The organism is Pantoea sp. Aalb (genome assembly GCF_009829985.1).
Taxonomy (GTDB): Bacteria; Pseudomonadota; Gammaproteobacteria; order Enterobacterales; family Enterobacteriaceae; genus SZZU01.
This window is the reverse complement of sequence record NZ_SZZU01000001.1, coordinates 260,608-273,317: the sequence shown is the minus strand read 5'-3', so window position 1 is coordinate 273,317 and position 12,710 is coordinate 260,608. Positions and strand designations below refer to the sequence as shown.

At 27.7% G+C, this 12,710-nt stretch carries 11 protein-coding genes and 1 tRNA gene; 10 read left to right on the top strand and 2 right to left on the bottom strand.

The window, feature by feature from the left end; genetic code table 11:
* The first annotated feature begins 265 nt into the window (after positions 1-265).
* The 10 genes from FD728_RS01060 (at position 266) to hisIE (ending at position 9,656) form a co-directional block, all read left to right on the top strand.
* Positions 266-341: transfer RNA gene (locus tag FD728_RS01060), tRNA-Asn, on the top strand.
* Between the two features lie 248 nt (positions 342-589).
* Positions 590-2,041 carry an exodeoxyribonuclease I gene (gene sbcB / locus FD728_RS01055; RefSeq protein ID WP_159933947.1) on the top strand — a complete coding sequence of 484 codons (1,452 nt, stop codon included), beginning with the start codon at positions 590-592 and terminating at the stop codon, positions 2,039-2,041.
* A gap of 566 nt (positions 2,042-2,607) precedes the next feature.
* Complete coding sequence (gene hisG, locus FD728_RS01050; RefSeq protein WP_159933945.1) at positions 2,608-3,507, top strand: ATP phosphoribosyltransferase; 900 nt, start codon at positions 2,608-2,610, stop codon at positions 3,505-3,507.
* 5 nt (positions 3,508-3,512) lie between these two features.
* Complete coding sequence (hisD, locus tag FD728_RS01045) at positions 3,513-4,823, top strand: histidinol dehydrogenase (protein ID WP_159933943.1); 1,311 nt, start codon at positions 3,513-3,515, stop codon at positions 4,821-4,823.
* Positions 4,820-5,896 (top strand): histidinol-phosphate transaminase, encoded by a 1,077-nt coding sequence (hisC, locus tag FD728_RS01040; protein WP_159933941.1) that lies wholly within the window; start codon positions 4,820-4,822, stop codon positions 5,894-5,896. The genes hisD and hisC overlap by 4 nt, the downstream gene beginning before the upstream one ends.
* Positions 5,893-6,960, top strand: coding sequence for a bifunctional histidinol-phosphatase/imidazoleglycerol-phosphate dehydratase HisB (gene hisB / locus FD728_RS01035; RefSeq protein WP_159933939.1), 1,068 nt, complete (start codon positions 5,893-5,895; stop codon positions 6,958-6,960). The genes hisC and hisB overlap by 4 nt, the downstream gene beginning before the upstream one ends.
* Positions 6,960-7,550, top strand: a complete 591-nt coding sequence (hisH, locus tag FD728_RS01030; RefSeq protein WP_159933937.1) for an imidazole glycerol phosphate synthase subunit HisH — start codon at positions 6,960-6,962, stop codon at positions 7,548-7,550. Before hisB ends, hisH begins: the two co-directional genes overlap by 1 nt.
* Positions 7,550-8,290 (top strand): 1-(5-phosphoribosyl)-5-[(5-phosphoribosylamino)methylideneamino]imidazole-4-carboxamide isomerase, encoded by a 741-nt coding sequence (gene hisA, locus FD728_RS01025; protein WP_159933935.1) that lies wholly within the window; start codon positions 7,550-7,552, stop codon positions 8,288-8,290. The genes hisH and hisA overlap by 1 nt, the downstream gene beginning before the upstream one ends.
* On the top strand, positions 8,272-9,048 hold the full coding sequence (hisF, locus tag FD728_RS01020) for an imidazole glycerol phosphate synthase subunit HisF (RefSeq protein WP_159933933.1): 777 nt from the start codon (positions 8,272-8,274) through the stop codon (positions 9,046-9,048). Before hisA ends, hisF begins: the two co-directional genes overlap by 19 nt.
* A complete protein-coding gene (hisIE, locus tag FD728_RS01015; protein ID WP_159933931.1) occupies positions 9,042-9,656 on the top strand; it encodes a bifunctional phosphoribosyl-AMP cyclohydrolase/phosphoribosyl-ATP diphosphatase HisIE in 615 nt (204 codons plus the stop codon). Before hisF ends, hisIE begins: the two co-directional genes overlap by 7 nt.
* 187 nt (positions 9,657-9,843) lie before the next feature.
* Here hisIE and gndA read toward each other — a convergent pair whose 3' ends face one another.
* Together gndA and glf are read right to left on the bottom strand one after the other, a co-directional pair.
* Positions 9,844-11,277 (bottom strand): NADP-dependent phosphogluconate dehydrogenase, encoded by a 1,434-nt coding sequence (gene gndA / locus FD728_RS01010; RefSeq protein WP_159933928.1) that lies wholly within the window; start codon positions 11,275-11,277, stop codon positions 9,844-9,846.
* A 213-nt stretch (positions 11,278-11,490) separates the two neighbouring features.
* A complete protein-coding gene (gene glf / locus FD728_RS01005; protein ID WP_159933926.1) occupies positions 11,491-12,639 on the bottom strand; it encodes a UDP-galactopyranose mutase in 1,149 nt (382 codons plus the stop codon).
* Positions 12,640-12,710: the final 71 nt, after the last annotated feature.

Below are 12,710 nucleotides of genomic sequence, written 5' to 3'. Positions count from 1 at the left end.
AATAAATGTTTAAAGGACGAAAAATTGTAAGTTATTTTTTTATTTACTTCTACATTTCATGAATAATTAATTTGATATATTTAACTTAATTTAATATATATTTATTAATACATATTTAAACTTAATTAAAATATTTAACAAGAAATAAAATATTTTAATTAACATAACTTTTTTATAAACTTTACTTAGCTAATATTATAATCTAATTTTTAGATGTTGACAAACTATTATATTATGAATATTATTCACAACATAATAACATTAATCCTCTGTAGTTCAGTTGGTAGAACGGCGGACTGTTAATCCGTATGTCACTGGTTCGAGCCCAGTCAGAGGAGCCAGAATAATTCAAATTCATACTATTTTATTAAATATAAATATAAATATAAAATATAACTTTTAAAAAGTTTATATTATGTTTAAGTATATATATCTATAAATTTAAATAAAAACAATCTATTATAAATTTTTAATATTTTAAACTTAATAAAAAATTAAGTGTATTTAATATTTTTTAAAAAAATATTTAAAGATAAAATATTTTACAGGATATTAGCTAATTTAATTTTTAAAAGCTAGGTAAATTACTTTGTCCAACTGTGAATTTACTTTTCTGTTTCATGATTATGAAACTTTTGGTAAAGATCCATCTCTGGATCGCCCTGCACAATTTGCTAGTTTACGTACCGATAAGAATTTTAATGTTATAGAAGAACCTATATTATTATATTGTCAAACAGCAAGTGACTATTTACCGAAACCAGAAGCAGTAATAATTACTGGTATCACTCCACAAATAGCAAATAAAAACGGTGTAAAGGAAGCAACATTTGCTAAACATATTCATAATTTATTTACTAAACCAAAAACATGTATAATTGGTTATAACAATGTATACTTCGATGATGAAATTACGCGTAATGTTTTTTATCGTAATTTTTACGATCCTTATAGCTGGAGCTGGAAAAATGGTAATTCACGCTGGGATCTTCTGAATGTAATGCGTACTTGCTATGCACTACGTCCAGATGGGATAATATGGCCTAAAAATAATGATGGATTTCCTAGTTTTAAATTAGAAAAACTTACTAAGGCTAATGGTTTAGTTCACAAACAAAAACATAATGCTATGTCCGATGTATATGCTACTCAAGCATTAGCAAAATTAGTTAAAGAAAAAAAACCAAAATTATTTAATTTTTTATTCACTCATCGTAATAAATTAAAAATCAAGAATTTAATTAATATTTCTCAAATGAATCCTTTAATTCATATATCTAGTATATTTGGGGCTTCACGGAGTAATGTAGGTTACATAGTTCCTTTAGCATGGCATCCATATAATTGTAATGCATTAATAGTTGCTGATTTATCTGGTAATATAACATCGTTATTAACTCTTAAAATAAATGAATTGGCTAAATTATTATATACTCCATGTGATGAATTAGGAGAACATGTATCATTGCCTATTAAAATCATCTATATTAATAAATGCCCTATACTAATGCCTGTTAATATTTTACGATTAGAAGACATTGAAAGACTTGGTATTAATCAATTACTATGTCTTAAAAATTTAGTTCTATTACGTGAACACATAGAAATTCAAAAAAAAATTAAATCTGTATTTATTAATAAATCAAAATTATTTATAAAATCTAACGATGTAGATACACAATTATATCAAGGATTTTTTAGTAATGCTGATCGTAATAAAATGAATATTTTACTTAAAACTATACCAAAAAATTTAGCAACTGTAGCATTAGATTTAAAATTTGATGATAAGCGTATTAATAAATTATTATTTCGTTATCGTGCACGTAATTTTCCAGATACTTTAGACTATAATGAGCGACAAGATTGGAATCAACATTGTCGTAGTATTTTAAATAATGAATATATAAATATATTTTTATCTGAACTTAAAAAGCTCGTAAATGAAAATAAAAAAGATGCTAAAAAGATAATCCTATTAAGAGAGTTATATTTACATTTTAAAGAATTAATTACAAATAATAATCAATTAAATTTTTAAAATTTATGACATTAAATATCTTATTAAAGATTAATTTATTTTAAATTTTAATCATAAATTCTTAATAAATTATTAATTAAGAATTATCGTTATTTTATTTATCACATATAAAAATAATGATATAAAATATTTAATAATATTAAATTATATAAAATTTATTTGAATATAATGTTAATTTGATATACTTAGAATTAATTGTATAATTCATGAATTATATTCAATATAATTGAATTATTAATACAATATATATTCTTCTAATATAATAGTAATTTCCTATCAATAAGAATTTTTAAGTTTTAATTTAAAAATTCTTACTAAATAATAAAACTATTAAATAATACAATTTTTAAATACATATTCAACTCAATTACTATCATCATAATAATCTTGACTAGTGTTACAACGATTTATACTGAGATAATTTAATATATTTTACTAGTAGTAAATCAATCTTAAAGAAAAGAATAAAGATACCCCAACCAAATTATTTGTTTCGGGTTTTTTTTATGAATTTGGTAACTAAAAGTTAGTTAGATAGGATTGAAATACAAAAAAAGGATAAAAATATGTTAGATAATAATCGTTTACGTATAGCTATACAAAAATCTGGTCGTTTAAGTGATGAATCACGAGAACTATTATCGCACTGTGGAATTAAAATTAGCTTTCAACAACAAAGATTAATTGCTTTTGCAGAAAATATACCTATCGATATACTTTTTGTACGTGATGATGATATTCCTGGTTTAATAATGGATAATGTCGTTGATCTAGGAATTGTAGGTGATAATGTACTAAAGGAAGAGTTATTAACCAGACGTACACAAGGTGATAATCCACATTATTTAACTTTACGCCGTCTTGATTTTAGTGATTGTCGTTTATCAATCGCTATGCCAGTAGATGTAGATTACACCGGACCGCAGTGCTTAAATAATGCTCGAATTGCCACATCTTATCCTCATCTTCTAAAAAAATATCTTGATAAAAAGGGAGTTTCTTTTAAAGCTTGTTTATTAAACGGTTCAGTAGAAGTAGCTCCGCGTGCTGGATTAGCTGATGCTATTTGCGATCTAGTTTCTACTGGTGCTACTTTAGAAGCTAATGGTTTACGAGAAGTAGACGTAATATATCGCTCTAAAGCGATATTAATTCAACGTGATGGTAAATTGTCAACTATTAAACAAAGGTTAGTTGATAAAATGATGACACGTATACAAGGTGTGATTAAAGCACGAGAATCTAAATATATCATGTTACATGCTCCTAGTAAGAGTTTAGAAGAAGTTATTAATCTTTTACCTGGTGCAGAACATCCTACTATTATACCTCTAGCTGGTGAAACAGATAGAGTAGCAATGCATATGGTTAGTAGTGAAACTGTATTTTGGGAAACAATGGAAAAACTCAAAGCGTTGGGTGCTAGCTCTATACTTATTTTACCCATTGAAAAAATGCTGGAGTAATATTAATGAATACAATAAAAATATTCGAATGGCAACAATATAGTGAAGAACAGAAAATTAGATTATTACAACGTTCCTTTATTTCTAACGTTGATAAAATCAGTCAAGTTGTAAATGAAATTTTACTAAAAGTAAAAAAAGAAGGGGATAAAGCATTGCACGAATTTAATGCACATTTTGATAAATCGTATGTAGAAAATTTGCGTATTAGTCCTGAAGATATTAAAAATGCATCATCTCGTGTAAATAATAAATTAAAACAAGCTATTTCAATAGCTATTATGAATATTAAAGTATTTCATAACGCACAGAAAATAGAAAAAGTTGATATAGAAACTCAGCCTGGAGTACGTTGCGAACAAGTGATTCGTCCAATTCAAGCAGTTGGATTATATATTCCTAGTGGTTCAGCATCACTTTTTTCTACAGTTTTGATGCTTGCTATTCCAGCACAACTTGCTGGTTGTAATCGCATAGTTATTTGTTCTCCTCCACCAATTAATGATTATATTTTATATGCAGCTCAGTCATGTGGAGTAAATGAAATTTATCAAGTTGGTGGTGCTCAAGCTATTGCAGCTATGGCTTTTGGCACTGAAAAAATATTTAAAGTAAATAAGATTTTTGGTCCGGGAAATGTTTATGTAACTGAAGCAAAACGTCAAATTATCCAACATACAGATAATGTAGCAATTGATATGCTTGCTGGTCCATCTGAAATACTTTTAATTGCTGATAAATATGCTACTCCATCATTTATAGCTTCTGATATACTGTCACAAATAGAACATGGTCCAGATTCTCAGGCAATTGTACTTACTCCTTCAATGCAATTAGCTAAGAATATATCTCTTAATATTAAATCACAATTAATAAGTTTACCACGTGCAGCAATTGTACGTCAAGCATTGGAAAATAGTTGTATAATTATAACTCATGATCTAACTCAATGTATTGATATTGCTAATCAATATGGGCCTGAGCATCTAATTATACAAACTCGTAAACCACGTCAATTAATTGATCATATAAATAATGCCGGTTCTGTTTTCCTAGGGGATTGGTCACCAGAATCTGCTGGTGATTATGCTTCCGGTACTAATCATGTCTTACCTACTTATGGTTGTACAGCAACTCATTCTAGTATTGGTTTATCTGATTTTCAGAAACGTATGACAATTCAAGAATTAATGCCTCATGGATTACTAAACCTTGCGGAAACAATTGAAATATTAGCTAATGCTGAACAATTAGAAGCGCATAAAAATGCAGTCACTTTACGTGTTAATGCATTAAAGGAGCAACAACAAGCATGAAGTTAAATATTAAAGATTTAGCTCGTGCTAACGTACGCAAGCTAATTCCATATCAATCAGCACGTCGTATTGGTGGTAAAGGTAATATATGGTTAAACGCTAATGAATTTCCTTTACCTGTGCCATTTAAATTATCACAGCAAATATTTAATCGTTATCCTGAATGTCAACCAAAATTAGTAATAGAAAAATATGCTTCTTATGTTGGTCTAAAACCAGAGCAAATATTAGTTAGTCGAGGAGCTGATGAAGGTATTGAATTAATAATGAAAGCTTTTTGTGAACCTGGTCATGATACTATTTTATTTTGTCCTCCGACTTATGAGATGTATAAAGTAACTGCTGAAACAATAGGTATTAAATATCGTATTGTTCATACTTTAGATAATTGGCAGCTTAATATATTAGAAATTACTAATACACTAAAAAAAGTAAAAGTATTGTATATGTGTAGCCCAAATAATCCTACTGGAAATTTAATTAATAGTAAAGATATTCATCAGCTATTAGAAATAACGGCAGGGAAAACACTCGTTGTAGTCGATGAGGCTTATATAGAGTTCTGTCCTGAGGCGACATTAATTAATTGGTTAAATAAATATCCTCATTTAGTAATACTACGTACATTATCAAAAGCTTTTGCTCTAGCAGGATTACGTTGTGGATTTACATTAGCAAATAAGCCAATTATTGATTTACTGATGAAAGTAATTACACCTTATCCATTATCGATACCAGTAGCTGATATAGCTAGTCAAGCATTAAGTGAACCAGGTATCGCTCTTATGCGTAAACACGTTATAGATCTAAATACTAACCGTGATTGGTTATTTCATCAATTAAAACAAATGAGATGTGTACAACAGGTCTTCCCAAGTAAAACTAACTATATTTTAGTTCGTTTTATTAAAGAATTTAATGTTTTTAAAAAATTATGGGATAAAGGTATTATTTTACGTAATCAAAGTAAAAAAGATTATCTTTTTGGATGTATTCGTATCTCTATTGGTACTAATGAAGAATGTAAATCTCTAATAGCTGCATTACAAAATTTATCAATGGAAAAAATATGAGCCAAAAAATTTTATTTATCGATCGCGATGGTACTCTTATTTCAGAGCCGGTTAATACTTTTCAAGTTGATCATATAGATAAATTAAGATTTGAAAAGAATGTTCTTATTGCACTTTTAGCATTGAAAAATTCCGGTTATCAATTTGTAATGATTACTAATCAAGATGGTCTTGGTACTGATAGTTTTTCTCAAGATAATTTTAATGGACCACATAATTTAATAATTGATACGTTTATATCACAAGGTATATATTTCAATGAAATACTTATCTGTCCTCATACTCTAGCAGATCATTGTAAGTGTCGTAAACCACAAACTAAAATGGTTGATCATTGGTTAAAGCAAGGTGTATTAGATATAGCAAACAGCTATGTTATAGGAGATCGTGTTACTGATATTGAATTAGCAAAAAATATGGGTATCCAAGGGATAAGATATGGTAGAGAAGGAAAAGATTGGAATACAATTCAATCTTTATTGACTAAATCTAACCGTTATGCACTTGTAAATCGTAATACCAAAGAAACACAAATTAAAATAGAAGTATGGTTAGATCAGGAGGGAAATAGCCAAATTAACACTGGCTTACGCTTTTTCGATCATATGTTAGAACAGCTTGCAATACATGGTGGCTTCTCTATAAAAATTGATGTATCAAGTGATCTATATGTTGATGATCATCATACTATAGAAGATGTAGGTTTAGTATTAGGCCAAACATTATTAAAAGCACTTGGAGATAAATGTGGAATCAGTCGTTTTGGTTTCGTATTACCTATGGATGAATCTATGTCAACTTGCGTACTAGATATTTCTGGACGTCCATATTTTAAATATAAAGCAAAATTTAATTACCAGTATCTTGGAGATATTAGTACAGAAATGATAGAACATTTTTTTCGTTCACTATCGTACTCAATGATGGTTACACTACATTTAAAAACTCAAGGTGATAATGATCATCATATGGTAGAAAGTCTTTTTAAAGCTTTTGGTCGCACATTACGTCAAGCGATGAATATAAAAGGGAATATTGTACCAAGTTCAAAAGGAGTATTGTAATGAAAGTAGTTATTCTTGATACTGGCTGCGCTAATTTATTATCATTAAAATGGGCAATTAAACGATTAGGTTATACGTTGGAAATAAGTAACGAACCATCTATGTTAATGAAAGCTGATAAAATATTATTACCTGGTGTTGGTTCTGCTAAAGCAGCAATGAATCAACTTAAATCTTTTAATCTAATAGATTTAATAAAAAAATTACATCAGCCAATATTAGGAATTTGTTTAGGAATGCAAATATTTGGTTGTAGAAGTAGTGAAAATGGTGGTATCAATACACTAGGTATTATTGATAAACCAGTTTCCATCATTAATACAAAAGGATTGCCATTACCACATATAGGTTGGAATAAAATCATTGTAGAAACCAAACATTTTTTATTTAATAATATTCCTAATAATAGTTATTTTTATTTTATACACAGTTATGCTATGTCACTAAACTATCATACTATAGCTAAATGTAATTATGGTTTTGTATTCACTGCTGCATTGCAAAAAAATAATTTCTTTGGCGTCCAGTTTCATCCAGAGCGCTCTGGTACAGTTGGAGCACAATTGCTAAAAAATTTTTTGGAGATTTAATGATTATCCCAGCTTTAGATTTAATTGATAGTAAAGTAGTTCGTTTATATCAAGGTAACTATAATCAACAGCGTAAGTATAATAAAGGTCCCTTAGATTATTTACATAGTTATAAACTTCAAGGTGCAGAAATACTACATTTAGTAGATTTAAATGGTGCTAGAAATCCTATTAAACGTCAAATATCTTTTTTAAAAAAATTAATGTATAACATTGATTTACCAGTACAAATAGGAGGTGGTATTCGTAATTTTGATGCTATTACTACGATGTTAGATATAAAAAATATATCTCGTGTAGTGATAGGTTCTGCTGCAATAAAACATCCACAAGAGGTAAAAATATGGTTTAAAAACTTTGGAAGTGATTCTATAGTGCTAGCTTTAGATGTACGTGTTGATTCTAATAACCGTAAAGAAGTAGCTATTAATGGTTGGCAAAAAGCATCTTCTATTACATTAGAAGAGGTAATTGGTTGGTATCAATCAGTTGGTCTTAAACATATTTTATGTACTGATATTGTACGAGATGGTACATTACAAGGCGCTAATGTAGCCTTATATAAAGAAATATCTGAGAAATTTCCAGACATAATGTTTCAAGCTTCCGGTGGTATTAGTTCATTAGCTGACATTGCTGCACTACGTTATAGTGGAGTACAAAGTGTAATTGTAGGGCGCGCTTTATTGGAAAATCAATTTACACTATCGGAGGCTATTGAATGCTGGCAAAAAGAATAATTGCTTGTTTAGATGTATATAACGGACAAGTTGTAAAAGGAATAAAGTTTCGTAATCATGAAGTTATTGGTGATATTATTTCATTAGCACAGCGTTATTCACAAGAAGGTATAGATGAACTTGTTTTTTACGATATTTCTGCCTCATCTAATGATAGTATAGTAGATAAAAAATGGATATCGCAAGTAGCAGAATTAATTAATATCCCATTTTGTGTTGCAGGTGGCATTAAAAACGAAGAAAATGCTACACAAATTTTAAAATTTGGTGCTGATAAAATTTCTATTAATTCCCCAGCCTTATCTAATCCTAATCTTATTACTCGTTTAGCTGATCGTTTTGGTGTTCAATGTATTGTAGTAGGTATTGATAGTTGGTTTAATAAGGAGACCAATACATATCACGTTAATCAATATACTGGTAATGAAATAAAAACTTTAGTTACACAATGGGAAACACTTGATTGGATTCAGGAAGTACAAAGATTAGGTGCAGGTGAAATTGTATTAAATACAATGAATCAAGATGGTGTATGTAACGGTTATGATTTAATACAATTAAAAATTATGCGTAAAGTATGTAAAGTTCCACTTATTGCTTCTGGCGGTGCCGGTAATATGCAACACTTTTTTGATGTTTTTGAACAAGGGAAAGTAGATGGTGCATTAGCAGCTTCTGTTTTTCATAAGGAAATTATTAATATTAAAAAATTAAAATTTTTTTTAATAAATAAAGGTGTGGAGATTCGAGCATGTTAACTATAGAGCAATTAGATCAATTAGATTGGGAAAAAACATCTGGCATGATACCAGCAATAGTCCAACATCATATTTCTGGAGAAATTTTAATGCATGGTTATATGAATCATAAAGCATTACATAAAACTTTAACAGAAAAAAAAGTTACTTTTTATTCAAGAACTAAAAAATGTTTATGGACGAAAGGTGAAACTTCAGGATGTTTCCTTAATTTAATTGATATTGCATCAGACTGCGATAAAGATACTTTATTAATATTAGTAAAACCATTTGGTCCTAGTTGCCATATTGGACAATCTAGTTGTTTTTCGTTTATTGCTCCAGATGGAATTTTTCTTTATAAGTTAGAACAATTATTAGTTAAAAGAAAATATGTAGATCCAATAAAATCATATACAGCAAAGTTATATAATAGTGGGACTAAACGTATCGCGCAAAAAGTTGGGGAAGAAGGAATAGAAACTGTATTGGCAGCTGTAGTCAATAATCGTCATGAATTAATAAATGAAGTTTCTGATTTAATCTATCATCTAATTGTGCTATTACAGGATCAAAATATTGATTTCAATATCATTATAAATAATTTACGTAATCGTCATATATCATAAATATTTTTCATAAAAATCATGAAAATGCCAAAATTAGCTATATTCATAAAAATTTAACGTTATAGTACATATGTTTATTTTATAAATTTAAGATGAATATAAGCTATTATAGCTTGATTTAAATATAAAATGTATATTTTTTTATGATAATAAAGCTCATAGTATAAAAAACGGACTTAAATGTTTACTAATTAAGATTTTCCTCTGACCATTTAGTATGAAATATACCAGTTTTATCAGAACGCTTATACGTATGTGCACCAAAATAATCACGTTGAGCTTGAATTAAATTAGCTGGTAAAATTGCTGAACGATATCCATCAAAATAAGCAATTGCAGAAGAAAAAGCAGGAACTGCAATACCATTTTGTATAGCATATACTATTATTTCACGTAATGCCTGTTGATAATGATCAGTTATATCTTTAAAATAAGGAGTTATCATTAAGTTAAATATTTTTACATCTTTGATATAAGCATCTATAATTTTTTGTAAAAAATGAGCACGAATAATACATCCTCCGCGAAAAATTTTTGCAATTTCAGCATAATTAAGATTCCAATTGTATCTTTCAGAAGCAACTCGTAGTTGAGAAAATCCTTGTGTATAAGAAATAATTTTACTTAAGTATAAAGCACGTCGTATTTTTTCAATAAATTCTAATTTATTTTTGGTAATGACTTTGACTTTTGGACCACTAAGTACTTTAGAGGCAATGATTCTTTGAGATTTTAAAGAAGAAAGATAGCGTGCGAATACAGATTCAGTAATAAGAGATAGTGGTTCACCAAGGTCTAAAGCATTTTGACTCACCCATTTACCAGTACCTTTATTAGTCGCTTCGTCTAAGATGAGATCTACTAAATATTTATTTTCTATTTTATTATCATCTACTTTTTTTGCTAAAATTTTTTTAGTAATATTAATTAAATAACTATTAAGTTCACCATTATTCCAGTCAGTAAATATTTCAGCTAAATCTTTATTAGTACATGCAAGTGCATTTTTCATCAAATAATATGCTTCTGCAATAAGCTGCATATCACCATATTCAATGCCATTGTGAATCATTTTTACATAGTGACCAGCTCCATCTGGCCCAATGTAAGTAACACATACTTCACCATCTTCTGTACGAGCAGCGATTTTATTAAAAATCGGTGCCATTAGTTCATAAATTTCTCTTTGTCCACCTGGCATAATACATGGTCCTTTTAATGCACCTTTTTCTCCACCAGATATACCTGTACCTAAAAAATGAATACTACTTTTAGATAATTCTTGATTACGGCGTATTGTATCTTTATAAAAAGAGTTTCCTCCGTCTATTAAAATATCGTTCTTGTTTAAATATGGAATTAATAATTTAATTATCTTATCCGTAACTTTTCCTGCTTGTACCATTAATAATATACGACGTGGTTTTTCTAATGAGTCAACAAAATCTTTAATAGAATAATAAGGTACAAGATTTTTATTTTTATTTGCAATTATAACATCATCTGTTTTTTCACGTGAGCGATTAAAGATGGAAACACTATAACCATGACTTTCTATATTAAGAGCTAAATTACGGCCCATAACTGCCATACCTATAACGCCAATTTGTTTTTTAGACATTTAAAACTCCTAACTATAAAATGAAATTAATATGCAATATATCTATAATTATCAATTCTAATGTCGTTTTAATTAATTTGAAAGAGTATATAAATATATAATATTTATGTATTTCTATGAAAAAATATTTTTTAGTCTATAATTTAAAAAAATGATTGAATAAAAAAACGTTATAAGTTTTATTAAAACTTATAACGTTTTTTTAAAGTGATTTTAATTGATATTAACTAAAAATACTGGCATTTTTTTCTTAGTTAACATTACTTTAATAAAATACCTAGCTGTCATTAATGCTTCAGATATTGTTTTATCCATATCAAGATAACGATAAGTTCCTAATCTTCCTACAAAAGTAATATTTTGTTCTTTTTTTGCTTTCTCAATATATTTATATAATAAATATATTTTATTTTTCTCTCTTATAGGATAATATGGTATATCATTTTTATTACATGACCTACTATATTCACGATAGCATACTGATAATGAATGTTTTTCCCATGGAGCAAAATATTTGTGTTCTGTTATCCTTGTAAAAGGAATTTTTTTTTCACAATAGTTCATAACTGCACATCCTTGGTAGTCTCCAGAGACTATAAATTTTTCAAAATCCAAAGTTCTATAATTTAATCGACCTAAATCATAATTAAAATATTCATCTAAAGAACCACTATAAAAAGTATGTTGATATTTTTCTTTATCTTGATGTGAAAAAGAGGTATTAAGTTCAATTTTAATATTTTTATTATTTAAAATAGATTCAATTATTGGAGTATATCCATATTTAGGTATACCTTGATATATATTATTAAAATAATTATCGTCATAATTAAATCGAATTGGTATTCTATTAATAATAGAAGGTGAAAGTTTTTGTGGACTGATGCCCCATTGTTTAATTGTATAACCCTTAAAAAAGGCATCATATAAATCTTTTCCAATAACATATAAAGCTTGTTCTTCGAGATTTTTAGGAGAAATAATTTTTTTATTAACTTTAGATTGTATTAATTGCTTAGCTTCATTAGGAGAACAAGTTTTTTTAAAAAATTGATTAATAGTATGTAAATTAATAGGTAATGAAAAAATTTGATTTAATACAAGTGCTTTAACACGATTTATATATGGCATCATAATAATATGTGAACAAATATAATTCCAAACTTCTTTATTATCTGTATGAAAAATATGTGGACCATATTTATGAATCATAATATTTGTATAATTATCTCTTTCACTATAACAATTTCCAGCTACATGATTTCGTGAATCAATAATTTTTACACTGTAACTTTTTTCTGCCAACTCACGGGCAATAACAGCACCAGAAAAACCAGCACCTACAACAAGAATTTCTTTCATAAAAAACCTATATTTATAATATGTTAAATATACTAATAAATAAATAATTGCTTTTTTAAAAGAATTTTTAA

What these genes read in the sequence shown, in the direction of transcription:
- hisG (WP_159933945.1), top strand. Translation starts at nt 2,608, where the DNA reads ATGTTAGATAATAATCGTTTACGTATAGCTATACAAAAATCTGGTCGT.
- hisD (WP_159933943.1), top strand. Translation starts at nt 3,513, where the DNA reads ATGAATACAATAAAAATATTCGAATGGCAACAATATAGTGAAGAACAG.
- hisC (WP_159933941.1), top strand. Translation starts at nt 4,820, where the DNA reads ATGAAGTTAAATATTAAAGATTTAGCTCGTGCTAACGTACGCAAGCTA.
- hisB (WP_159933939.1), top strand. Translation starts at nt 5,893, where the DNA reads ATGAGCCAAAAAATTTTATTTATCGATCGCGATGGTACTCTTATTTCA.
- hisH (WP_159933937.1), top strand. Translation starts at nt 6,960, where the DNA reads ATGAAAGTAGTTATTCTTGATACTGGCTGCGCTAATTTATTATCATTA.
- hisA (WP_159933935.1), top strand. Translation starts at nt 7,550, where the DNA reads ATGATTATCCCAGCTTTAGATTTAATTGATAGTAAAGTAGTTCGTTTA.
- hisF (WP_159933933.1), top strand. Translation starts at nt 8,272, where the DNA reads ATGCTGGCAAAAAGAATAATTGCTTGTTTAGATGTATATAACGGACAA.
- hisIE (WP_159933931.1), top strand. Translation starts at nt 9,042, where the DNA reads ATGTTAACTATAGAGCAATTAGATCAATTAGATTGGGAAAAAACATCT.
- gndA (WP_159933928.1), bottom strand. Translation starts at nt 11,277, where the DNA reads ATGTCTAAAAAACAAATTGGCGTTATAGGTATGGCAGTTATGGGCCGT.
- glf (WP_159933926.1), bottom strand. Translation starts at nt 12,639, where the DNA reads ATGAAAGAAATTCTTGTTGTAGGTGCTGGTTTTTCTGGTGCTGTTATT.